Source organism: Pseudomonas kermanshahensis (genome assembly GCF_014269205.2).
Taxonomy (GTDB): domain Bacteria; phylum Pseudomonadota; class Gammaproteobacteria; order Pseudomonadales; family Pseudomonadaceae; genus Aquipseudomonas; species Aquipseudomonas kermanshahensis.
Genome location: NZ_JABWRY020000001.1, coordinates 3,612,292 through 3,634,795, shown reverse-complemented (window position 1 = coordinate 3,634,795; position 22,504 = coordinate 3,612,292). Strand labels below are relative to the sequence as shown.

Sequence of the window (22,504 nt, the reverse complement as noted above, 5' to 3'; positions counted from 1 at the left end):
CAGTGCAGATCTACCAGACCAGCGCCTTGTCCCACCCCTTCCAGAACAACCAGCGCCGCACTTCACCATGCTCGCCGGTACCGATCTGCCACTCAGGCCGTCCACTGCCCAGCGCAATCACCGAGATGAACCCGGCATGGCTCGCCGCAACCAGCGTGCGTCCATCGGCGCTGATGTCCATGGCGCTGATGGTCGACCCCAGGAAGTGCTGCCAATGTTCCGTGCCCTCTTCGCCAAAGGCCCGCAGGTAGCCGTAGGCATCGCCGACGATGTACTCGCCATCGCCTGCGACCCCGGCATACACCCGCGCTCCGTCTTGCAGCAGTGGGGTGCGTGGGTCTTCGCTGTAATAGTCGGTGTCCAGGCCCGCAAGGTCTGCCACGCGTACCCCCAGTGTGCCGCCGTTGTAGAAGTGGCAGGCATTGACGATCAACTGGTCGCCGCTGCGGTTGAACAGGGCGAAGTGCGGGTATTCGCCGCCGGGGCCGATCTGCGCCACTTCCTCCAACTGGTCATTCAGCACCAAGTGGCGGCTGCATTGTTCACCCACCACGATCAGGCGCCCGTCCGGCGACACTGCACCGTGCTCCATGGCCAGGCCCAGGGCGATATCGTCCGGGTCGGTGCCTTCGGCCAGTTCCTCGAGTATCTGCGACTGGCGTGGCAGCAGCCGGGTGGCACCTTCAGCGGCCAGCAGGTAAATACCCTCGGCGCTCACCAGCAGCACCCGCTGGCCACCGGCGAAGGGCACCAGGCTGGTGGGTGTGGGTGGCAGGTCGAGCGGCTCGAACGGGTAACCCGCTGGCAGGCCTTCGAGCCCGCTAGGCCAGGCCAGGCGAGCGACCTGCGGGCCGCCCCAGCCATCGGTCACGCGCACGCCCTCGGCGTTGGCCAGGGCAAAGTAGCGGCGCTGTGGGCAACGCCCGAAGTGCTCGATACCGATGACGGGCGTCACGCCTTGTTGATCGATGCGCACCACTTGGCCCTTTTCATAGGGCATGCCAATGCGCGCGAGCAGGCTGCCGTCGTCCAGCACCAGGACGCTGCTGATGCCTTGGCCATGCGCGTCGAGCAGCGGCACCAGCGGCAGGTGGGCAGGCGGCCAGGCGGCGCGGAAGGCTTGGCGTTGCTGTTCGTCCACCCCCGGCCGGTTGATCGCTTCCAAGGCGGCCTGCCAGGCGTCGAGCAGGTGCTCGGTGGCCGCAGGCTGTGGTTCTTCGAGGTTGTCCCAGCCCTGTGCGCAGCCTTGCGCGACGTAGCGGTTGATGGCTTGGGCGTAGGTGGTGACCGCCTGCTGCCACTGCTGCTGGGGTTGTTGCTTGTCCATGGGCGGATCGGGCTCCTTGTTCCGCTTGCAATTCACATTAAGCGGGCATGTTACTCGCAATGTGCCGCTGGTTGTGAGGCCCGGTATTGACGCGTACCATGCCGGCATTCCTTCCAATAACAAACCCGTGCCCCAGCGCGGCCGATACTTGGCCCCTGACGCGCGTCTTTTCGCCATGCCTGCGGAGAATAGAACCCCACCCATGAACGGACCCCTACCCACCGATGTGCCGCCGACCACCGGTAACGGCAGCTGGCTGAGCGTGATCGCCCTGGCCCTCGCGGCCTTCATCTTCAACACCACCGAGTTTGTCCCGGTAGCGTTGCTCAGCGACATTGGCCGCAGCTTCGACATGAGCACTGCCCAAGTCGGCCTGATGCTGACCATCTATGCCTGGGTCGTGGCCCTGGCTTCGCTGCCGATGATGCTGCTGACCCGCAACATCGAGCGCCGGCGCCTGCTGCTGTTCGTGTTTCTCGTGTTCATCGTCAGCCACCTGTTGTCGTGGCTGTCGCAGAGCTTTGCCATGCTGCTGGTGAGCCGCATCGGCATCGCCTTGGCCCACGCCGTGTTCTGGGCGATTACCGCGTCGCTGGCCGTGCGTGTGGCCCCGCCTGGCCAGCAGGCCAAGGCGCTGGGCCTGCTGGCCACCGGCACTACCCTGGCGATGGTGTTGGGTATCCCGCTGGGCCGTGTGGTGGGTGAAGCCCTGGGCTGGCGCGTGACGTTCCTCAGCATTGCCGGGGTGGCATTGGCCACCATGCTGTGCTTGATGAAGTCGTTGCCGCTGCTGCCCAGCCAGAACTCCGGTTCGCTGCGCAGTTTGCCGATCCTGTTCAAGCGCCCGGCCCTGGTGATCACCTACCTGTTGGTGACGCTGGTGATCACTGCGCAGTTCACCGCCTACAGCTACATCGAACCGTTTGCCCTGCATGTGGCGCAGATCAGCGGTGAGCGCACCACGTTGCTGCTGCTGTTGTTTGGTGGCGCCGGCGTGTTCGGCTCTGTGCTGTTCAGCCGTTACAGCGACCGCTTCCCGCAGGGTTTTCTGGTGGGCTCGATTGGCCTGCTGGCGGCCTGCCTGCTGTTGATGTTGCCCTTGTCGGGCAACTTCTATGCGTTTGCTGTGTTGAGCATGTTCTGGGGCGTGGCGATTTTGAGCTTCAGCCTGTCGCTGCAGTCCAAGACACTGAAGTTGGCGTCCGATGCCACGGACGTGGCCATGGCCTTGTTCTCGGGCATTTACAACATCGGTATTGGTGGAGGGGCATTGCTGGGCAGTATCGTCAGCAGCCAGATGGACGTGGCCGACATCGGCCTGGTCGGAGGCTGTGTCGCGGTTGTCGGGTTGCTGCTGGCGGCGGCCAGTACCCGGCGGTTCCGTGATGCCTTAGGTGGCTGATTTGCCTGTACTGGCCTCTTCGCGGGCAAGCCCGCTCCCACAGGATCTTCACCGGCCTTGAAAGCAGTGGAATACCGGTGGGAGCGGGCTTGCCCGCGAAGAGGCCGGCAAAGCCAACATCACAATCAACCCAGCAGCGTCGCCCAAGCCGACACCAGCAACACCACCGCCAACCCCCGGTTGAACCACAGCAACCGCGCAGGCACCGGCAACCAGCGTGCACTTCCTACCCCCAGCAGTGCCCAGGCCGTCATGCACGGCAGGGCAATCAGCAGAAACACCAGCGCCAACTGCCACACCGGCAGTGCTGGCGCGGCAAATACCCCGATCACGGCCACGGCCATCATCCACACTTTTGGGTTCACCACTTGCAGCGACGCCGCGCTGAGCGCATCCAAAGGCTTGTCTGCGTTGATGTCCAAGGGCTGCCCAGCACTGCGCAGAATGCGCCACGCTAGCCAACTCAACCACAGCGCGCCGGCCCAGCTCATCAGCTGCTGGGCCAGTGGATGGCGCACTAACAGCTCGCCCAGCCCCAGCCCGACCAGCAGCACCACGGCCGCGGCTGCGCCACAGCCGGCGAGGATGGGCGCCACACTCGCCCGCAAACCTTGCCGTGCGCCATGTGCCAGGATCAACAGGTTGGTCGGCCCCGGGCTGATGCTGGCCACCAGGGCGAAGAGGATGAAGGGCAACAACGTCTGCGACATGGCACAAGGCTCCGAGGGTTCGAAGCGCCATGTTCGCTGCCTGGCTGCAGTCAGTCTGGAAGGTTTGAGCAGCGCCTGCGGTAGTCGGCTGGGGTCAACCGATACGCCCGGCGGAACCAGCGCCCCAAGTGGCTCTGGTCGGCAAAGCCCAGCGCCATGGCCACTTCAGCAGGTGTCTGGCCTTGGCTGAGCAGGCGCCGCGCGCGGGCCAGGCGCAACTGGATCAGGTAGGCGTGCGGGGCCAGGCCGAAGGCGGCTTTGAACGCCCGGGTCAGGCGAAAACGGTCGACGCCGCAGGCCTGGGCCAGGTCTTCCAGGCCGATGTCGCGGTCCAGGTGAGCATGCAGGTAGTCACGCGCCCGCTGCGCGGTCAACGGCAGGCGCGGGTCGGGATTGACGCGTTTGCGCCAGTGCAGGTGGCGGGTCAGGCAGGCCAGCAGGTCGTCCATGGCGGTCTGGCGGACAATGCGCAGGTCCTGATAGTGCACGCTGTTAAAGGCCAGCGCGGTGGCGCGGGCCAGGCGCTCATCGTGGCACAAGGTATCGGCAAAGCTGGGCAGGCCAGCGCTGGGTGCGTGTTCGAACAAGGCCCGCAATTGATCGTCCAGCCAGGCAGGCTCCAGGTACAGCGTCGAGTAGGTGAAGCCTTCCTCGGTCGGTGCAAGGCCGTCGTGGATGTCGCCGGGCTCGAGCAGAAACACCTGGCCCGGCGTGCTGCGATGGCGTACCCGCCGGCAGTTGAACTGCTGCACACCTTGCTCGGTGACGCCGACCAGGAAACTGTCGTGCCAGTGCGGGTCGTAGGCATGCCCGACAAAATGCGCGCGGACCGACTCGATGCCGGTATCGGCGTCTTGCTTGAGGTCAATCCAGTTGCTCATGCGGCAGGCCGTGGGAGTAAAACGCTACCTTAGCGCACGCGTGCGGTTCAGTCTGGAACGATTGTGCAGCCCTTGTTCAGCAGCCGCGGCCGCAGGGCCTCGAAGCGTTCGCGCAGCCACAGGTGCAGCTGTGTCACTGCTGGCGTCAGCTGTTTGCGGTGCGGACAGACCAAGGTGACCGGCGTTGGCTCGCCCAGGTATTCGGGCAGCAGAATCTCCAGTGCGCCCGCCTCGATGTCGGCGCTGACATCTAGCCACGACTTGTAGACGATCCCTTCACCCAGCAGCGCCAGGCGGCGGATCACATCGGCGTCGTCGCTGACCAGCGGCCCACGCACCTGCACGGTGCGGTTACCCACCCGCCATTTGTCATAGACCCGGTTCTGTTGCATGTACAACAGGCAGGCATGTTGCTGCAGGGCCTCCGGCGTCAGTGGCCGGCCGTGGCGCGCGAGGTAGTCGGGGGAGGCGACCAGTACCCGGCGGTTCCAGCTGGCCAGGGGCAGGGCGATGTAGTTGGCATCCTGGTTGAGGCCGTAGCGGATGGCGATGTCCACCGGGTCACGATTGAGGTCGGCCATCTGGTCGGACAGAAAGAAGCGCAGGTGCAGCGCCGGGTGCTCGCGGCGAAAGGCGCTCAACCAGGGCAGCAGCATGTTGCGGCCCATGTCCGAAGGGGCTGAAACCTGCAGGGTGCCGCGCAAGGTACTGGCATTACCGTGCAGGTCCTCGCGGCCCTGGCGCAGGCTTTCCAGCACGTTCTGCGCGGTCGGCAAGTATAACTCGCCCGCAGCGGTCAGGCGCAGGCTGCGGGTGGTCCGCGCAAACAGGCGCACGTCCAGCTCGCGTTCCAGGCGTTTGATGGCGGCGGCCACCTGGCCCGGCAGCAGTTCTGCCTCATGGGCGGCGGCGGTGAAGCTGCCCAGCACGCTGCTGCGTACGAACAGTTCAAGGTCAGTGATGCGCAGCATTTTCACTCACAGGATGAAAGTGTTGCTGTAGTTTGCCGGTTTTTCTTATCTGCAGGAAAGATAAGATGCGCGACAAATCCCGTTTCACTGCAGGAGTTGTTGCATGGATACCGTTTCCCTGGCCAAGCGCCGCTACACCACCAAGGCTTACGACGCCTCGCGTCGCATTCCCCAGGCCACCCTCGATGCGTTGCTCGAGCAACTGCGCCACAGCCCATCGTCGGTCAACTCACAGCCTTGGCACTTCATCGTCGCTGACAGCGCCGAAGGCAAGGCCCGGTTGGCCAAGAGCACCCAAGAGCGCTTCGCCTACAACACGCCGAAGATTCTCGATGCGTCCCATGTGATCGTGTTCTGCACCCGTACTGAGATGACCGAGGCCCATTTGGACGCGGTGCTCGCGCAGGAAGCCGCTGATGGCCGTTTTCGCGACGAGCAGGCCCGCGCCGGGCAGAACCAGAGCCGTCGTCACTACGTCGACCTGCACCGCTTCGACCAGAAAGACGTGCAGCACTGGATGGAAAAGCAGACCTACCTGGCCTTGGGCACCGCACTGCTTGGCGCTGCGGCACATGGCCTGGATGCGACGCCGATCGAGGGCTTCGACAGCAAGGTGCTGGATGCCGAACTGGGGCTGCGCGAGCAGGGCTACACCAGTGTGGTAATCATGAGCCTGGGCTATCGGAGTGAGGCCGACTTCAATGCGGGGCTGAGCAAGTCGCGTTTGCCGGCTTCGAAGGTCTTCACTTTCCTGTGATATCGCTGGGGGCCGCTTCGCGCCCCATCGCCGGCAAGCCGGCTCCCACCGGAATTGCGCCGTCTTCAGGACAGTGATGGCCCTGTAGGAGCTGGCTTGCCGGCGATGGGGCGCGAAGCGGCCCCTGACAAGCTCGGCCTCACCACAATGCCATTGAAGCCTGCGCTGTCACCTTGGCAAACACCTCGATGGCCTTGTCCACTTCAGCCTCGGTGCTGAACCGCCCAATGCTCAACCGCACGCTGTTACGTGCCTGGCTTTCATTCAGTCCCAGCGCCAGCAGCACATGCGATGGCGCATTGCTCGCCGAATTACACGCTGACGTGGTCGACAATGCCAGCTCACTGGCCAACGCCGCACTGTTGAAGCCTCGGCTCTCGATACACAGGTTCAAGGTATGCGCAATGCGCTGTGTGTCGCAGCCGTTGAGGCTGACCGCTGGCAAGGCCAGCAACCCATCGCGCAGTCGCCGGGACAGGTGCTCGATGCGCTGGTGCTCGCTGTCCCCCGGCTGGCCGGCCAGGGCAAAGGCGCTGCCCATGCCGACAATCTGGTGGGTCGCCAAGGTGCCGGAACGCAGCCCGTGTTCATGCCCGCCACCGTGCATCTGCGCACGCATCAGTTCGCGCGCGCGCGGCCCGACGTAGAGCGCGCCGATGCCTTTGGGGCCGTAGGCTTTGTGGGCCGAGAACGACATCAGGTCTACCGCCATTGCTGCCAGGTCGATGGCCAGTTTGCCCACCGCCTGCGCGGCGTCCACATGCAACAGCGCACCGTGGGCACGCACACGCTCGCCAATCGCCGCAAAATCGGTCACGGTGCCCAGTTCGTTATTGACCGCCATCAGCGAGACCAGGCGGGTATCGGCCTGCAGTGCCGCCTGCACGGCTTCAGGCTGAATGAGGCCCGAAGCATCCACAGCCAGGCGGGTAACGGCCCAACCTTGGCGCTCCAGTTCAGCGACCGTGTCAAGCACGGCTTTGTGTTCCAGCTGGCTGGTGATCAGGTGGCCGGGCTCGCCAATGCCTTGGGCGATACCCTTCAGCGCAAGGTTGTTGGACTCGGTAGCGCCTGATGTCCACACCAGCTCATCGGCGCGGGCGCCGACGCGTTCGGCGACCTGCTGGCGCGCCTGCTCCACGGCATTGCGGGCCGCCTGGCCATAGGCGTGGCCACTGGATGCGGGGTTACCGAAGTTGGCTTGGCGGCCAAGGCAGGCGAGCATCGTTTCGATGACGCGGTCGTCAACGGGCGTGGTAGCGGCGTAGTCGAAGTAGAGCGGGGCGCTGGGCATGGGGCAGGTCCGTGTCTGTCACGTTGAATTCAGTGATCGTTGCAGTAAGCCTACCCGGCCCTTGGCCAAACATTTTTGCCTTCTGTTTGGCTGACTCGCACCTTTTTGGTAAAAAAATCTATGTATGAAGTCTGGTAGAGAAAATAATTCTCCATCAGGCTGGCATCCGTACCATGGTAGGAACGTCAGGCAGGTTCAAGCGTGCGTTCTTCCTCCGCCACCACCCGTTCGCACAACTCGATGATCTGCTCGCGCATCCAGCGGTTGGCGGGGTCCTGATCCGTGCTTTCATGCCAGTACAGGTGGGTTTCCAGCGCCGGTACATCCACAGGCAATGCCTGGTAGCGCAGTTGATGGCGGCGGGCGAAACGCTCGGGGACGGTCATCACCATGTCGGTCTGCTGCAGCACCTGCGAAGCCATCAGGTAGTGCTGTGAGCGCAAGGCCACCTTGCGTTGCACGCCCATCTTGCCCAGGGCCAGGTCGACATAGCCGAGGCCATTGCGGCGGCTGGAGATATGGATATGGGTCATGCCCAGGTAGCTGTCGAGGGTCAGTTTGCTGTCGGCGAGCGGGTGGCCCTGGCGCAGGGCGCAGACATAGCGGTCTTGCATCAGTTTGACGTGGCGTACCTGTGGGTCGGTGTTCAGCGGGGCGTCGACGGCAAAGTCCAGCCGCCCGGCTGCCAGTTCCTTGGTGGTTTCACGACGTTTGCACAGGAAGCTCTCGATCAGCACCGAAGGTGCCAGGCGGCGCAGGCGCTGGAACAGCGGCGGCAGGATCACCGCCTCGGTCAGGTCGGTCATGCTGATGCGGAAGGTCTTGTTGGCCTGCTGCGGGTTGAAGATGCGGCTTTCCTGCACCGAGGTGCGCAGCAGGGCAAGGGCGTTGCGCACTGGGCCGATGATGTTCTGCGCCATCGGCGTGGGCACCATGCCTTGTGCGGTGCGCACGAACAGCGGGTCGTTGAAGGTTTCGCGCAGCCGCGACAGGGCATTGGACACCGCCGGTTGGGTGATGCCGACAATTTGCCCGGCACGGGTCAGGTTGGCTTCGGTGTAGATCGCGTCGAAGACGATGAACAGGTTGAGGTCGACCTTGCTGAGGTTCATGTGCGCCGCTCATTGTTGGAATTATTGCCCGATCATATATCGGTTATGAATGTTTATACACGCGGAAAATAGACTAGGTGGATGGGCGTGTGCTGCTCTAGGCTCTGGCCCATGTCCTACGAACCGTGAAGGTAGCCCCGATGGATTTCGCCTATTCGCCCAAGGTCCAGGCACTGCGTGAGCGCGTCACCGCGTTCATGGATGCCTATGTCTATCCCGCCGAGGCGGTGTTCGAGCGCCAGGTCGCCGAGGGGGATCGCTGGCAGCCCACCGCGATCATGGAAGAGCTCAAGGCCAAGGCCCGCGCCGAGGGGCTGTGGAACCTGTTCTTGCCCGAGTCAGAGTACGGCGCCGGGCTGAGCAACCTGGAGTATGCCCCGCTGGCCGAAATCATGGGCCGCTCGCTGCTCGGGCCAGAGCCGTTCAACTGCTCGGCACCGGACACCGGCAACATGGAAGTGCTGGTGCGTTATGGCAGCGAGGCGCAGAAACGCCAGTGGCTGGAGCCCCTGCTGCGCGGGGAGATCCGCTCGGCGTTCGCCATGACCGAGCCGGACGTGGCCTCCTCGGACGCCACCAACATGGCCGCCACCGCTGTGCGTGATGGCGATGAGTGGGTGATCAATGGTCGCAAATGGTGGACCTCCGGTGCCTGTGACCCGCGCTGCAAGGTCATGATCTTCATGGGCCTGTCCGACCCCGAAGGGCCGCGCCATCAGCAGCACTCGATGGTGCTGGTGCCAACCGACGCGCCTGGCGTGAAGATCGTCCGGCCGCTGCCGGTGTTCGGTTACGACGACGCGCCGCATGGCCATGCCGAGGTGTTGTTCGAGAACGTGCGGGTGCCTTACGAGAACGTGATTCTGGGTGAGGGCCGTGGCTTCGAAATCGCCCAGGGCCGCCTCGGCCCAGGCCGCATCCACCACTGCATGCGCTCGGTCGGCATGGCCGAACGGGCGCTGGAATTGATGTGCAAACGCTCCGTGGAGCGCACTGCCTTCGGCCGCCCGCTGGCCCGCCTGGGCGGCAACGTCGACAAGATCGCCGACTCGCGCATGGAAATCGACATGGCCCGCCTGTTGACCCTGAAAGCGGCCTACATGATGGACACGGTCGGCAACAAAGTGGCCCGCAGCGAAATCGCGCAGATCAAAGTAGTGGCGCCGAATGTGGCCTTGAAGGTGATTGACCGGGCGATCCAGATGCATGGTGGCGCTGGGGTGAGCGGTGATTTCCCGCTGGCGTATATGTACGCCATGCAGCGCACCTTGCGCCTGGCCGACGGGCCGGATGAAGTGCATCGCGCGGCGATTGGCAAGTATGAGATCGGCAAGTATGTGCCGGTGGAGATGTTGCGTAGTTCCAAGTGATTTGTAAGCAGATTTCGTAATTGCTGTAGGAAGTGTCTGGTTTTCACGTTCAGGCACTAAAAGCGCGGTTGCAGCTGTTAGGTTTCGACACCTCACCTATGCACAGAGAGCGTGTCGATGCGTGTCAACCTGGGAGGAAAAGGTCAGGCGGTAGACGGTGACGTCACCACGACGGGCGCTGTTTGCATCGCGACTGATCCCTGCTATTTGAGCGACGGGCGTAGGGTGCTCAGGGAGGGCGACAGGACAACACCCTGTCCCCTCTGCGGCGATGAAGGGACCGTCGCTGAAGGCGTTAGGCATTTCATCTCTGGTGGCCATGCCGTGGCCATGGATGGGGCGCTGGTGAACTGTGGTTGCCCGCCCGGTAGTAACCGAGTCGTAGCACCGCTGGATGTGGCACCGCCACCTCTCCAGGCTTTGGCGACTCACCGCGTAATGTCTATTGTGCCAACCGCTGGTGCTCAAGCAAGCAACTGCTCGCGAGGGTCAGTTACAGCATTGCCGGGGACAATGGAGCCGGGCTTTTATGTGGTTCCCAGAAGCATGTCGTTCTCTCAGGTTCTGCTGCGGTTGGCCGAGCAGGACGCCACGTTACCCATTTCCCGTTTGCAGCGACTTAATCCTACCTACGATCAAGGATTCAAGGCTGGGGAAATTTTCGTCATTGGTGACCCAGATAATGGCGATGCCTGTACCCGGGAGGAAGCCAAGCTGATGGCTGCCGCTCAGGACGCCCGGCACGCGTTGGCGGCGCTGGATTTTGCCGAATCGGATTTCATGATGAAGCACCAGGCTGATATTGCCGGCTTGCTCAGCAATGCCAGCCAATCGATGGGCGTGGGCAAGGACATGCTGGATCAAGGGTTGAAACAGGTCCGCAACACCTTGACCCAGATCGAGCAATTGCATCAGCGGGAGTTTTTGCGGCATGGGCATTTGAATAGTCGCGAATTCTTCGTCTCGCGGCGTCAGCTGTTGCAGCAGCTGGATGGACAGTTGAAGGCGGCATTGCTTAACAAACAGCTGAACTTGGGCAGTTATGAACGGCTGAAGAAGAGTCTGAATATTTCGACCAAGAGCCTGGTGCACCATTGGTCGAAAGCGGGTGGGGCGGGGCAGATACCGGGGTATGCGACGCATCTCGATAAAGTGGCGAAACTCTCCAATTACCTCAAACACGGCGGGAATGCTGCAATTGGACTGAGCGGGGCTTCGTCGTACCTCAATGTGAGAGAGGTTTGTCAGGCAGGGAGTACAGAGGAGTGCAGGAAAGCCCGTTTCGTAGAAACAGGAAAATTTAGCGGGGGCGTGGGTGGTGGAATGGCAGGGTCGTTGGTAGCCGGTGCAGCGGCTGGTACGGTGTGTGCTGCGTTTACTGTGGGTACTGCGGGTTTAGCAATTCCATTATGCGGAATTTTATTAGTTGGCGGCGGTAGCTTCGCGGGCGGTAAGTTAGGTGAGATCATGGGGGAGGGGACAGGGGAATTCATCTATGAGGTATCAAATTATGGATATTAATACATGGCCTATAGCTGTAAAGCTGTCGTTTGTAATTATGCCATTTGTTATTTCCATGTCAGGCTTTGCAATAAGTGCGTACATAACGTTGACTCGTCATTATCAGGTTGTTTGCTCTTCGGTTACAAGTAATTCGTATATAGAGTGTTTGAAAGTAACCTGGGGTGGATCTTATTTTAAATGGCGGCTAATGTTGGTTTGTGCTATTGGTGGCCTAGTCACGTTCCCCTGGTTTGTATTGCGCCGCGGTCAAGTGGATGCTGAAGAACTAAAAAAATTTCCGCCAAAGCTGAAGCGATGGTTGGCAGTGTCTACTTGGCTAGCTATCATCGGTTTTGCCTGGATGATGTTTGCGGGTTTAGTTATCAAGATTTCCAAGGTGTAGTAATTCTAGTTTTTGTATTTTTGATGAATAATTGCGTCTAAGAATCGCTGAGTTTGCACGTATTAAGCGCGTTAGTCAGACCCGCAATTGCGGGTCTTTCTCTTTTTTATCGCCCTCAGCTTTCCCCGCCGGAAGCGGCTCCATGCTGGCCTCATCCACCGCTACCTTACCCCCCCGCGTCTTGACCAACGACACCACCACCCCACCCAGCAACAACCCAAACGTCACCCCCAGCGACAGCAACGCCGGTACCTTGCCGACCATCCCGTGATAAAAGATCTTGCAACCAATGAAGATCAACACCAACGCCAGCGCGTACTTGAGGTAGATAAACCGGTGCATCAACGCCGACAAGGCGAAGTACAGCGAGCGCAAGCCGAGGATGGCGAAGATGTTCGAGGTGTAGACAATGAACGGGTCTTGGGTAATGGCGAAGATCGCCGGCACGCTGTCGACCGCAAACACCAGGTCGGCCAGTTCGATCAGTACCAGGGCCAGAAACAGCGGCGTGGCATACCGCAGCGCCTTGCTTTGCCCTGGCGGGGTCTGGCGCACGAAGAAGTGCGAGCCGTGGATCTGGTCGGTAACCCGCATGTGCCGGCGCACGAATTTCAAGATTGGGTTGTTGGCCAGGTCCGGATGGCTGTCCTCCTTCGACAGTGCCATCTTCACCCCGGTAAACAGCAGGAAGGCGCCGAAGATGTACAGTACCCATTCGAAGTTCTGCACCAGTGTCGCACCCACGCCGATCATGATCGCCCGCAGGAACACCACGCCCAGGATGCCCCAGAACAGCACGCGGTGCTGATAGCGGCGGGGGATGGCGAAGAAGCCGAAGATCATCGCCATGACGAACACGTTGTCCATCGACAGCGACTGCTCGACCAGGAACCCGGTGTAGAACTCCAGCGCCGACTGCGCGCCCAGCTCATACCAGACCCAGGCGCCGAACAGCACGCCGACACTGAAATAGCCTGAGTACAGCAGCAGGCTTTCGCGCATTTCGATCTCGCGGTCCTGGCGGTGCAGCACGCCCAGGTCGAGTACCAGCAAACCGATGACGATGGCCATGAACACCAGCCACAACCACGTGCTGGTACCGAGAAACGGAGTGGTGAGGAATGTCTGCAGAGCCGTCATGAGCCCCTCCTTTATTGTCGACGTTGCAAGGCAACAGTGATCCGACATGGCGGCTTGGCAGCCGTCAGAGGGGCCCGGTATCACATGGTCTTGAGCCTAGTCCCGTTTGACGAGGATGCCGAATGCAGACCTGTTACATTTCTTTGCCTGGCGCTCGGCGGGTGACGCCTTAATACACCCACACTTCTACCCGCCGATTGCGCAAGCGGCCTTGCTCCTGGTCGTTCCCTGCCACGGGCAGTTCGTCGCCCATGCCGGTCACTTCCAGCACGTCCACGCCATCGCGTGCCAGCTCGCGACGAACCGCCAGCGCCCGCAAGCGCGAAAGCAGCGCCGCGCGCCCGGGTGTCTCCTTGGGGTCACCAAAGCCCACCAGCACCGCCTTGCTCTGCAACTTGCCGGCCTGGCGCAGGTACTCGGCTACCCGCTGCACATCGCGCAACGCTTTGTTGTCGAGGCTGGCGCTGCCCTCCTGAAAGCGAAAATTCACGCTCAACCGCTGCGCTTGCTGGGCCAGTGTGCGGTAGCGTGGCGGCATGTCGGCCTGTGGGGGTACCGGTTGGGCCTTGACCTGCTGCGAAACGAAACCCAGTTGGGCGACGATGGCCTGGCCGGCTGGGCTCTGGGCAAAGTCGGCCAGGGCCTTGGCCTGAGGCTTGGGGTTGGCTGGCAGGTAGAAATACAGGCGCCGCGACAGCGGGTAGTCCTCGCTGGCCACGAGCGAGCGCTGCGGCAGCATGGCCGGTGCATCGCCCTCGGCGACGGCCAGCACCTTGGCCCCGTGTACTGCCGCCAGGCTGCTGAAGCCGATGGCCTGGCGGTCGGCGGTGACGCGCTCGGCCAGCGTGTCGCTGGATTCAAAGCGCTGGGCCTTGGCAGACAGCTCGCCTTGATTAGGGTCGAGCACCAGTGCCTTGAAGGTTTCGAAGGTGCCGGAACGGTCGTCGCGGGCATAAAGGTGAATCTTCCCACCCGCAATGCCCACCTGGTCCCAGCGCTGGATCTGCCCGGAGAAGATCTGCGCCAGTTGCTGCGTGGTCAGTTGCGGCAGTGGGTTGTCGGGGTGGACGATCACCGCCACGCCATCGAGGCCGATGACCTGTTCGGCGCTGGCCGCGCGCAGGTCACCCAGGGCATGCAGTTGCTGAACTTCTGTTTCGTTGATCGGCCGCGAGGCGGCAGCCAGGTCGGCCTCGCCCCGGCCCAACGCTGCAAAGCCGGTGCTGGAACCATGCGCGGCGATGTCGACACGCAGCGGTTGCCCGCGAACGTCGCGGGCGGTGATGACGGTTTCGTTGATGTGTGTGCCGGGGGCCTGTTCAATCGCCGTTGCACCTTGAGCCCGCAATTGCCCTTGCACCAAAGCCGGCAGCAGGGCCGCGCCGATGGTGTTGGAGCCCTGCACGCGCAAATGCGCAAAATCGGCCAGGGCCGACAGCGGAAGCAGGGCAAGAAGAATGAGCAGCAGGCGGGGCATGCCGGGCAACCTATGGCACAGAGTTGCCCGGCAGATTACGACGGTGGCGTGATAGAAATATGACAGGCAGTCGGGAGGGCTTTGCCCTCCATTACGCAGCCCCGGCCAAATCAGTGCGCGCCTGCCGACTTGCTCAGGTCACTCTCCGCCCACTCGGTATAGATGCAGGCATCGGCCACGGCCCAGCGCACGTTCACGGTATCCCCTGGCTGCATCGGCATGCCTGCCGCAGACAGCGCCTTCACGGTCATTTCGGTACCGCCGGCAGTGACCACATGGCAGGTCTGGCTTTCACCCAGGAACAACACTTCGGCGACCTTGGCCCGCACCTCGTTCCAGCCTGCTGGCAGGGGTTGCGCGGCGGCCTGGGCAGCGGTCAGTGCCAGGGCTTTTTCCGGGCGTACCATGATCAGTGCCTGCTGGTCGGCAGCCAACCCGGCGGTCAGGCGAATGGCCACCGGCTGGCCCTCGAAACTGCCCGCGCCATTGCTGCTGGCCGTGATCCGCAGGAAGTTTGAGTTGCCCAGGAACGAGGCGACGAACGCGTTAGGCGGGTTCTGGTAAAGGTCATAACCACTGCCCAACCCAACGATCTTGCCATGGCTGAAAATGGCGATGCGCTGGGACAGGCGCATGGCTTCTTCCTGGTCGTGGGTGACGTAGACGATGGTGATGCCTAACCGGCGGTGCAACTGGCGCAGTTCGTCTTGCAGGTCTTCACGCAGCTTTTTGTCCAGTGCGCCGAGCGGCTCGTCCATCAGCAGGATGCGGGGCTCGTAGACCAGCGCACGGGCGATCGCCACCCGTTGCTGTTGGCCGCCCGACATTTGCGAGGGCTTGCGGTGAGCGAACTTTTCCAGCTGCACCAGCTTGAGCATGGCATCGACCCGCTTGTTGATCTCGGCGGCGCCGAGCTTGCGGATGGCCAGGGGGAAGGCGATGTTGTCGCGCACGTTCAGGTGCGGGAACAGCGAATAACGCTGGAACACCATGCCGATATCACGCTTGTGCGGCGGCACGTTCACCAGCGACTGGCCTTCGACCAGAATCTCGCCGCTGCTGGGGGTTTCGAAACCGGCCAGCATTGACAGGGTGGTGGACTTGCCCGAACCGCTGGAGCCGAGGAAGGTGAGGAACTCGCCGTCCTGGATTTCGAGGTCCAGGTTGTCCACGGCGGTGAAGTCGCCGTAGTGCTTGTTCAGGCCGCGCAGGCTGACCAGGGTCTTGTTGTGCGCGTTGTCTTTGATCACTGCACTCATTGTTGTTTTCTCCGGGCGCTCAGGCGTTGACTTCGGTGCGCCGGCGCAAAGCGGCGGCAATGACCATCACAAGCAGGGACAGGCCGATCAGCAGCGTCGAGGCGACGGCGATCACCGGGCTCAGGTCCTGGCGCAGGGTGGTCCACATCTTCACGGGCAGGGTCTGCAGGTCGGGGCTGGCCATCATCACGCTGAGCACCACTTCATCCCACGAGACGAGGAAGGCGAACAGGCCGCCGGCGATCATGCCCGGGCGAATGGCCGGGAAGGTCACCTTGAAGATTGCCTGCAGGCGCGAGGCGCCGCAGATGACCGCGGCATCTTCGATCGACTGGTCGAACAGCTTCAGCGAGTTGATGATCGAGATAATGGTGAAGGGCAGGGCGACGATCACGTGGCTGACCACGAACGCGAACAGCGTGCCGGTGTAGCCCAGCTTGAGAAACAGCGCATACACTGCGACGGCGATGATCACCAGCGGCACGATCATCGGCATGGTGAACAGGCCGTAGAGCATCTCACGGCCGGGGAAGCGGCCGCGCACCAGGGCAAACGCCGTCGGCAGGCCCAGCAGCACTGCGGCAACAGTGGTCAGCACGGCGACCTTGAGGCTGGCCAGGGCGGCATCCATCCACTCCGGGTTGGAGAAGAACTGGCCGTACCACTTGAAGGTCCAGCCCGGCGGTGGGAACACCAGCCACTGCGAAGAGCCGAACGACAGCAGCACGATGAACACCACCGGCAGCAGCAGGAAGGCCGCGATGACCCCGGTGGTCAGGTACAGGCCCGTACGCAGCGGGCGGCCCATGGCATTGGGTGACAGGAGCATGGCGGATTACCTCGCGTTGCCGACCGGGGATTCCGGCTGCAGCTTCAGGTACAGGTAGAAGAGCACCAAGGTGATCACCACCAGCAGTGCGGCGGCGGCGCTGGCCAGGCCCCAGTTGAGGAACGACTGCACCTGTTGAATGATGAATTCGGGCAGCATCATGTTCTGCGCACCACCGAGCAGGGCCGGCGTGACGTAGTAACCGAGCGACATGACGAACACCATCAACGCCCCCGAAAACAGCCCCGAGCGGCACAGCGGCAGGAACACCTTCCAGAAGTTGGTCCACGGGCTGGCCCCGCAAATCGACCCGGCTTGCAGCACCATCGGGTCGATGGCGTGCATGGTCGCCTGCAGCGGCAGCACGATGAACGGGATCATGATGTAGCTCATGCCGATCACCACGCCGGTGAGGTTGTGCACCATCTCCAGCGGGGTGTCGATGATGCCCATGGCCATCAACGCCTTGTTGATCACACCCGAGCTTTGCAGCAGCACCAGCCACGAGTAGGTGCGCGCCAGCAGGCTGGTCCACATCGACAGCAGCACGATGTTCAGCAACCAGCGGCCCCAGCCGTTAGGCACCAGGGTGATCGCCCAGGCCAGCGGGAAGCCCAGCAGCACACTGATCAGGGTCACCACGCCGGCCACCGAGAAGGTGTTGAACAGCACCCGCGCATAAGCCGAGTTGGCGAACAACTGCTCGTAGTTGCCAAGGCCTGGCACTGGCTCCAGCACGCCGCGCAGCAACAGGCCGATCAGCGGGGCGAAGAAGAACAGGCCAAGGAACAGCAGGGCAGGCAACAGGTTGCGGCTGCCTTTCCAGCGCTGGCCCAGGCTCACACGGCGGGGGGCCGTTCCCGGAGCGCCGGCGCCCGTGGGGGCACCTTGCGCGTTGTGCAGGGCGTTGATGGCGACTTTCATTTGACCAACCACTCATTCCAGCGTGCGGCGATGGCCTGGCCGTTTTTCGCCCAGTAGGCAAAGTCCAGTGTCACCTGGTCCTGGGCATAGGCGGTCGGCAGATTAGGCGCCAGGTCGGCTTTGAGCTTGGGCACGCTGTCCAGGTTGACCGGCGCGTAAGCGGTCAGGTTGGCGAACTCGGCCTGGCCTTCGGGGCTGCTGGCGTTGGCCAGGAACTTCATGGCCGCGTCCTTGTTCTTGGCACCCTTGGGGATGACCAGGAAGTCGGCCATGACCAGGTTCTGTTTCCAGCTCACGCCCACCGGTGCACCGTCTTGCTGCAAGGCATACACGCGGCCGTTCCAGAACTGGCCGAGCGAGGCTTCACCAGAGGCCAGCAGTTGCTGCGACTGCGCGCCGCCACCCCACCAGACGATGTCTTTCTTGATGGTGTCGAGCTTTTTGAAAGCGCGGTCCAGGTCCAGCGGGTAGAGCTTGTCGGCGGGCACGCCGTCGGCCAGCAGCGCCAGTTCAAGCACGCCAGGGCTCGGCCATTTGTACAAGGCGCGCTTGCCGGGGTAGGTCTTGGTGTCGAACAACGAGGTCCAGTCTACCGGCTTGTTGGCACCCAGCTTGCCTTCGTTGTAGCCGAGCACGAACGAGAAGAAGAACGAGCCGACGCCATGGTCTGACACGAAGCGCGGGTCGATGCGGTCTTTTTTGACGGTGTTGAAATCCAGCGGCTCGAGCAGGCCTTCACTGGCGGCGCGCAGGGCGAAGTCGGCTTCAACGTCGACCACGTCCCACTGCACGTTGCCGCTTTCGACCATGGCCTTGAGCTTGCCGTAGTCGGTAGGGCCGTCTTGGACGACTTTGATGTTGGTCGCTTTGGAGAAGGGTACGGCCCATGCTTCTTTCTGGGCGTCCTGGGTGGTACCGCCCCAACTGACGAAGTTCAGGCTGTCAGCGGCCTGCGTGGCCTGACACGCCAGGGTCAGCAGGCTGGCGGACAGCACTGCGGTTACACGTTTGCTCAACAGCATGGTTACGCCCTCGTTGCTTTTGTTATTCGAGGCGGGGCTTTTTGGTGCGCCCGCCAACAGTATTCGGGGAGCAGCTAAAACAAAGTGTCGGTGGCCGATTGTGAGTGTAGGTGCCGGCCTGCACATTCAAGGTCTACGGGATATCATATTATGGTATTCCAAACTTTTGGCAAGAGGCGGAGGCGACCGGCCATCACTCCAACCCTTCCAACCATCGCCTACACGGCGTGAGCGCTAGGGCAGCGTTGTCAGCTAGCCAACACTGGCTCGAACGGTATGCTCTGCACCACCTCCAGCTCATACCCTGCCAACCCCGCATACTTGAGCGGCGGCCCTAGGTGGCGCAGCTTGCCTACGCCAAGGTCCTGCAAAATCTGTGCACCGGTGCCGACTTCCGAATACACCTTCGACTGCCCGCGCTGGTAAGGCCGCACCGGCTGGGTCAGCTGCGGAACGCGTTCGAGCAACGCCTGCGAAGACTCATGGTTGGCCAGGATCACCACCACGCCGGTGCCTTCTTCGGCGACCTTCTGCAGCGCCGCCCACAGCGTCCAGTTGGCCGGGCCGGCGTATTCGGCGCCGACCAGGTCGCGCAGCGGGTCGATCACATGCACGCGCACCAGGGTCGGTTGCTCACGGCGGATGTCGCCCATGACCATGGCCATGTGCACGCCACCTTCGATGCGGTCTTCATAGGTGACCAGGCGGAAGGTGCCGTGCACGGTGGGCAATTCGCGCTCGCCGATGCGCTTGATGGTCTGCTCGGTGCTCAGGCGGTAGTGGATCAAATCGGCAATGGTGCCGATCTTGATGCCGTGCCTGGCGGCGAACACTTCCAGGTCGGGGCGGCGCGCCATGGTGCCGTCGTCATTGAGCACTTCGACGATCACCGAGGCGGCTGTGAAACCGGCCAGGCGCGCCAGGTCGCAGCCCGCTTCGGTGTGGCCGGCGCGGGTCAGCACGCCGCCTTCGCGGGCGCGCAAGGGGAAGATATGCCCAGGCTGCACCAGGTCTTCCGGGCGCGCGTTCGGCGCCATGGCCGCTGCCACGGTGCGCGCACGATCGGCGGCGGAAATACCGGTAGTGACGCCAGTGGCGGCCTCGATCGACACGGTGAAAGCGGTGCTGAACACGCTGCCGTTGGCCGGTACCATCTGCTCCAGGCCCAGGCGCTGGCAATGATCGTCGGTCAGCGTCAGGCAGATCAGGCCACGCGCTTCGCGGGCCATGAAGTTGATGGCCTGGGCGTCACAGCGCTCGGCGGCGATCAGCAGGTCGCCTTCGTTTTCCCGGTCCTCATCGTCCACCAGCAGGACCATCTTGCCTTGCCGGTAGTCCTCGAGAAGTTCTTCGATGCTGTTGAAAGCCATGCTGCACGCTCGCTGTGGTGGGGTGATTTTTATGGTATACCATCATACACAAATACTTTTGCAACAGGAGAGCAGCGGATGAAAGCGTATTGGATCGCCCACGTGGATGTGACCGACCCCGAGCAATACCAGCAATACACCCAGCGCGCGCCCGCTGCCTTTGCCGCATTCGGTGGGCGGTTTCTGGCGCGGGGCGGGCGTAGCGAGGCGATGGAAGGGCGGCCGACGCCGCAGCGCAGTGTGGTGATCGAGTTCGACTCATACGAGCAGGCGGTGGCCTGTTATCAGTCGGCGCTTTATCAGGAGGCCTGCAGCCACCGCCAAGGTGTGGCGAAGGCTGAAGTGATCATCGTCGAAGGGTTCGAGCCCTGAGGTGATCAGGGCCGGCATCGTTTTACGGCATGCCTGGCAGCTCATGGGGGCGCAAGTCGAACACCAGGACCTCTGCATCCTGGCCATTGCCAAGTTGCAGCAACTGCTCCTGGCGCACCCGAACGCCATTGCCCTCTCGTTGTAAGTGGGTTTCGGAAGAACAGGTAGCAATGGCACGCGCAACCACAAAGACCCGATCGCTCGGGCCTTTGTGTCTGGATTTATTGAAGGTGCACCTTCAGCTCCCCAGCCGCCTGGCGCATCGCCGCTTTCACTTCAGGCACCTGGCTCAGTGGGTTCAGCAACCCATAGTCATGAATCATCCCGTTGTACCGCACCGCAGTCACCGCCACCCCCGCCGCATCCAGCTTGCGTGCATAGGCCTCGCCCTCATCACGCAACACATCGAACTCTGCGGTCTGCACCAGCGCTGGCGGCAGGCCTTTGAGCTGCTCGCTGCTGGCCCGCAGCGGCGAGGCGTAGATGTGCTCACGTGCCTTGGCGTCAGTGGTGTAGCTATTCCAGAACCACTTCATCATGCCCGTCGTGAGGAAGTGCCCCTCAGCGAACTGCTTGTACGAGCCGGTTTCGAAGCTGGCATCGGTCACCGGCCACAGCAGCAACTGGAAGCGCAGCTTGGGCGTACCGGCCTCCTTGGCTTTGAGCGCGACCACTGCGGCCATGTTGCCGCCGACGCTGTTGCCGGCCACGGCCAGGCGCTTGCCATCCACGCCGATCGCTTTGCCATGCTCGGCCACCCAGCGGGTGGCGGCATAAGCCTGGTTGATGGCGGTGGGGTAGTGCGCTTCAGGCGAAGGCGTGTAGTCCACGTACACCGCTACCGCGCCGGAACCGACCACCAGGTCGCGAATCAGCCGCTGGTGAGTTGGGAAATCGCCCAGTACCCAGCCGCCGCCATGGAAGAACATGAACACCGGCAACTCACCCTTTACATTGGCCGGGCGGACAACCTGCAGCGTGATTGTCTCGCCGTTGGCCTGGATCGTGTGTGCTTTGACTTCGATGCCGGACAGGTCAACCTTGACCGACGATTGAGCACCGGTCAGCACTGCACGGGCGTCCTTCGGCGCGAGCTGTTCCAGGGGCTTGCCGCCACCCTTTTCCAGGGCTTCGAGGAAGGCCTGGGTGTGCTGCTCGACGCATGGGCTGCCTGCTGCAAACGCAGTGGAAACGGAGAGGGCAAGGAGGCTAGTAGTGAGTACCTTGTGGACAATGTTCATGTGCGAATCCTTTTCTATGCAAGTGTTTGAGAGGGGCGAATTGCCTGGCCTTAAAGGCCATCGCTGTGACTTGCGAGTAGATTAAGGAGATGCCTTCGTGGGAAAAATCGGCTATAAAGCGTTTGACTGTCACCAGGAACGAGACAATGAACCCTTACGAAGACATGCGGATCTTCGCCCAGGTCATGGAAGCCGGTAGTTTCACCGCTGCGGCGGACCGTCTGGGCATGTCCAAGCAATCGGTCAGCCGGCGCCTGATGCAACTTGAAGAACGCCTGGGCGTGCGCCTGCTCAACCGCTCGACACGGCGCCTGGACGCCACTCCGCTGGGGCAGCACTATTACCAGTCGGCGTTGCGCTTGCTGGGCGAAGTGCAGCAGGTGGAGCATGACATCAGCGGCCAGGCCCAGGCCTTGCGCGGCACCTTGCGCCTGAGTGCGCCGCTGTCGTTCGCCATGGCCCACCTGGGGTGCCTGCTGACCGAATTTCTGCAGTTGCATCCGCAGGTGGATGTAGAAGTGGACCTCAGCGACCGGGCCGTGGACCTGATCGGCGAAGGCTATGACCTGGCCTTGCGCATTGGCGCGCTGGAGGACTCCAGCCTCATCGCGCGGCGTATTGCCGGTGTTGAACGGGTGTACTGCGCAAGCCCGGCCTATCTTGAGGCGCAGGGGGTGCCCGCATTCCCCGAGCAGTTGGCCGGGCATGACTGCCTGCCTTATGGGCATTCACGGCAGGTGCAGTGGCAGTTCAAACAGGGCGGCAAGACGCAGGCGATTGCGGTGGCGGGGCGGATGCGCGCCAACAATGGCGAAATGCTTAGGGATGCGGCGATAGCGGGGATGGGCGTGACGTACCTGCCCACGTTCATCGTTGGCCAGGCACTGACGGATGGCCGTTTGGTGACGTTGCTGGAAGACTGGACGCCGCCGGCGTTGCAGTTGTCGGCGGTATATCCGCAGCATCGCCAGGTGGCGCGGGCGGTGCAAACCTTTGTCGGGTTCTTGCGGGAGCGGCTGGCGCAGTTGTGACGGGGCCGGCGCGTTCGCCGCTGGTGGGCAGAAGTGCAATTCGGCTAGCATGAGGCTCTGCCAAGCAACCCGCGCGCGACTGCGCAAGGCTTGATCCCTCCCTTCTGAC

At 62.5% G+C, this 22,504-nt stretch carries 21 protein-coding genes and 1 pseudogene; 7 read left to right on the top strand and 15 right to left on the bottom strand.

Annotated features, from left to right (window positions below; genetic code table 11):
* Positions 1 to 10: 10 nt before the first annotated feature.
* Positions 11 to 1,327: a WD40 repeat domain-containing protein gene (locus HU764_RS16415; RefSeq protein ID WP_186678759.1), complete on the bottom strand. Its 1,317-nt coding sequence runs from the start codon at positions 1,325 to 1,327 to the stop codon at positions 11 to 13.
* A gap of 202 nt (positions 1,328 to 1,529) precedes the next feature.
* On the opposite strand from HU764_RS16415, the gene HU764_RS16410 reads away from it, so the two are divergent.
* Positions 1,530 to 2,729 carry a sugar transporter gene (locus HU764_RS16410; protein ID WP_027593822.1) on the top strand — a complete coding sequence of 400 codons (1,200 nt, stop codon included), beginning with the start codon at positions 1,530 to 1,532 and terminating at the stop codon, positions 2,727 to 2,729.
* 125 nt (positions 2,730 to 2,854) lie between these two features.
* Here HU764_RS16410 and HU764_RS16405 read toward each other — a convergent pair whose 3' ends face one another.
* From HU764_RS16405 to HU764_RS16395, 3 genes are read right to left on the bottom strand one after another with little or no spacing between them, the layout of a single operon-like run.
* The gene (locus tag HU764_RS16405; RefSeq protein ID WP_186703338.1) at positions 2,855 to 3,439 is read right to left on the bottom strand and encodes a LysE family translocator; all 585 of its coding nucleotides are present in this window, start codon (positions 3,437 to 3,439) and stop codon (positions 2,855 to 2,857) included.
* A 50-nt stretch (positions 3,440 to 3,489) separates the two neighbouring features.
* Entirely contained in the window at positions 3,490 to 4,320 is an 831-nt protein-coding gene (locus tag HU764_RS16400) for an AraC family transcriptional regulator (protein ID WP_099429858.1), read from the bottom strand.
* Positions 4,321 to 4,367: 47 nt separating this feature from the next.
* Positions 4,368 to 5,291 carry a LysR family transcriptional regulator gene (locus HU764_RS16395; protein ID WP_085273278.1) on the bottom strand — a complete coding sequence of 308 codons (924 nt, stop codon included), beginning with the start codon at positions 5,289 to 5,291 and terminating at the stop codon, positions 4,368 to 4,370.
* Positions 5,292 to 5,394: 103 nt separating this feature from the next.
* On the opposite strand from HU764_RS16395, the gene nfsB reads away from it, so the two are divergent.
* A complete protein-coding gene (gene nfsB, locus HU764_RS16390; RefSeq protein WP_027593818.1) occupies positions 5,395 to 6,048 on the top strand; it encodes an oxygen-insensitive NAD(P)H nitroreductase in 654 nt (217 codons plus the stop codon).
* Positions 6,049 to 6,187: 139 nt separating this feature from the next.
* Here nfsB and HU764_RS16385 read toward each other — a convergent pair whose 3' ends face one another.
* Positions 6,188 to 7,342 (bottom strand): cysteine desulfurase family protein, encoded by a 1,155-nt coding sequence (locus HU764_RS16385; RefSeq protein WP_085273279.1) that lies wholly within the window; start codon positions 7,340 to 7,342, stop codon positions 6,188 to 6,190.
* Between the two features lie 185 nt (positions 7,343 to 7,527).
* Positions 7,528 to 8,454 carry a LysR family transcriptional regulator gene (locus HU764_RS16380; RefSeq protein WP_085273280.1) on the bottom strand — a complete coding sequence of 309 codons (927 nt, stop codon included), beginning with the start codon at positions 8,452 to 8,454 and terminating at the stop codon, positions 7,528 to 7,530.
* A 140-nt stretch (positions 8,455 to 8,594) separates the two neighbouring features.
* Here HU764_RS16380 and HU764_RS16375 point away from each other — a divergent pair, with 140 nt between their 5' ends.
* The 3 genes from HU764_RS16375 to HU764_RS16365 all read left to right on the top strand — a co-directional run bounded on the left by HU764_RS16375 (position 8,595) and on the right by HU764_RS16365 (position 11,730).
* Positions 8,595 to 9,824 (top strand): acyl-CoA dehydrogenase, encoded by a 1,230-nt coding sequence (locus tag HU764_RS16375; protein ID WP_085273281.1) that lies wholly within the window; start codon positions 8,595 to 8,597, stop codon positions 9,822 to 9,824.
* 117 nt (positions 9,825 to 9,941) lie between these two features.
* Complete coding sequence (locus tag HU764_RS16370) at positions 9,942 to 11,345, top strand: PAAR domain-containing protein (protein ID WP_186678745.1); 1,404 nt, start codon at positions 9,942 to 9,944, stop codon at positions 11,343 to 11,345.
* On the top strand, positions 11,335 to 11,730 hold the full coding sequence (locus HU764_RS16365) for a hypothetical protein (RefSeq protein WP_186703337.1): 396 nt from the start codon (positions 11,335 to 11,337) through the stop codon (positions 11,728 to 11,730). The genes HU764_RS16370 and HU764_RS16365 overlap by 11 nt, the downstream gene beginning before the upstream one ends.
* Positions 11,731 to 11,805: 75 nt before the next feature.
* Here HU764_RS16365 and HU764_RS16360 read toward each other — a convergent pair whose 3' ends face one another.
* The 7 genes from HU764_RS16360 to ribBA form a co-directional block, all read right to left on the bottom strand.
* Positions 11,806 to 12,870 (bottom strand): TerC family protein, encoded by a 1,065-nt coding sequence (locus HU764_RS16360; RefSeq protein ID WP_186703336.1) that lies wholly within the window; start codon positions 12,868 to 12,870, stop codon positions 11,806 to 11,808.
* A 169-nt stretch (positions 12,871 to 13,039) separates the two neighbouring features.
* Positions 13,040 to 14,347, bottom strand: coding sequence for a substrate-binding domain-containing protein (locus HU764_RS16355; RefSeq protein WP_186703335.1), 1,308 nt, complete (start codon positions 14,345 to 14,347; stop codon positions 13,040 to 13,042).
* A 110-nt stretch (positions 14,348 to 14,457) separates the two neighbouring features.
* Entirely contained in the window at positions 14,458 to 15,606 is a 1,149-nt protein-coding gene (locus tag HU764_RS16350; protein ID WP_186678736.1) for an ABC transporter ATP-binding protein, read from the bottom strand.
* Between the two features lie 19 nt (positions 15,607 to 15,625).
* Positions 15,626 to 16,435 carry an ABC transporter permease gene (locus HU764_RS16345; protein ID WP_027593811.1) on the bottom strand — a complete coding sequence of 270 codons (810 nt, stop codon included), beginning with the start codon at positions 16,433 to 16,435 and terminating at the stop codon, positions 15,626 to 15,628.
* 6 nt (positions 16,436 to 16,441) lie between these two features.
* Positions 16,442 to 17,359, bottom strand: a complete 918-nt coding sequence (locus HU764_RS16340; protein WP_033694105.1) for an ABC transporter permease — start codon at positions 17,357 to 17,359, stop codon at positions 16,442 to 16,444.
* The gene (locus HU764_RS16335; protein ID WP_099429850.1) at positions 17,356 to 18,381 is read right to left on the bottom strand and encodes a polyamine ABC transporter substrate-binding protein; all 1,026 of its coding nucleotides are present in this window, start codon (positions 18,379 to 18,381) and stop codon (positions 17,356 to 17,358) included. The genes HU764_RS16340 and HU764_RS16335 overlap by 4 nt, the downstream gene beginning before the upstream one ends.
* 248 nt (positions 18,382 to 18,629) lie before the next feature.
* Positions 18,630 to 19,751 carry a bifunctional 3,4-dihydroxy-2-butanone-4-phosphate synthase/GTP cyclohydrolase II gene (gene ribBA, locus HU764_RS16330; protein ID WP_085273282.1) on the bottom strand — a complete coding sequence of 374 codons (1,122 nt, stop codon included), beginning with the start codon at positions 19,749 to 19,751 and terminating at the stop codon, positions 18,630 to 18,632.
* A gap of 78 nt (positions 19,752 to 19,829) precedes the next feature.
* Here ribBA and HU764_RS16325 point away from each other — a divergent pair, with 78 nt between their 5' ends.
* On the top strand, positions 19,830 to 20,123 hold the full coding sequence (locus tag HU764_RS16325; protein ID WP_027593807.1) for a DUF1330 domain-containing protein: 294 nt from the start codon (positions 19,830 to 19,832) through the stop codon (positions 20,121 to 20,123).
* A 22-nt stretch (positions 20,124 to 20,145) separates the two neighbouring features.
* Here HU764_RS16325 and HU764_RS16320 read toward each other — a convergent pair.
* Positions 20,146 to 20,262: pseudogene (locus HU764_RS16320) on the bottom strand (cupin domain-containing protein); the annotation flags it as partial.
* Positions 20,263 to 20,344: 82 nt separating this feature from the next.
* The gene (locus HU764_RS16315; RefSeq protein ID WP_186703334.1) at positions 20,345 to 21,364 is read right to left on the bottom strand and encodes an alpha/beta hydrolase; all 1,020 of its coding nucleotides are present in this window, start codon (positions 21,362 to 21,364) and stop codon (positions 20,345 to 20,347) included.
* Positions 21,365 to 21,510: 146 nt separating this feature from the next.
* Here HU764_RS16315 and HU764_RS16310 point away from each other — a divergent pair, with 146 nt between their 5' ends.
* The gene (locus HU764_RS16310; RefSeq protein WP_186703333.1) at positions 21,511 to 22,395 is read left to right on the top strand and encodes a LysR family transcriptional regulator; all 885 of its coding nucleotides are present in this window, start codon (positions 21,511 to 21,513) and stop codon (positions 22,393 to 22,395) included.
* Positions 22,396 to 22,504 lie beyond the last annotated feature (109 nt).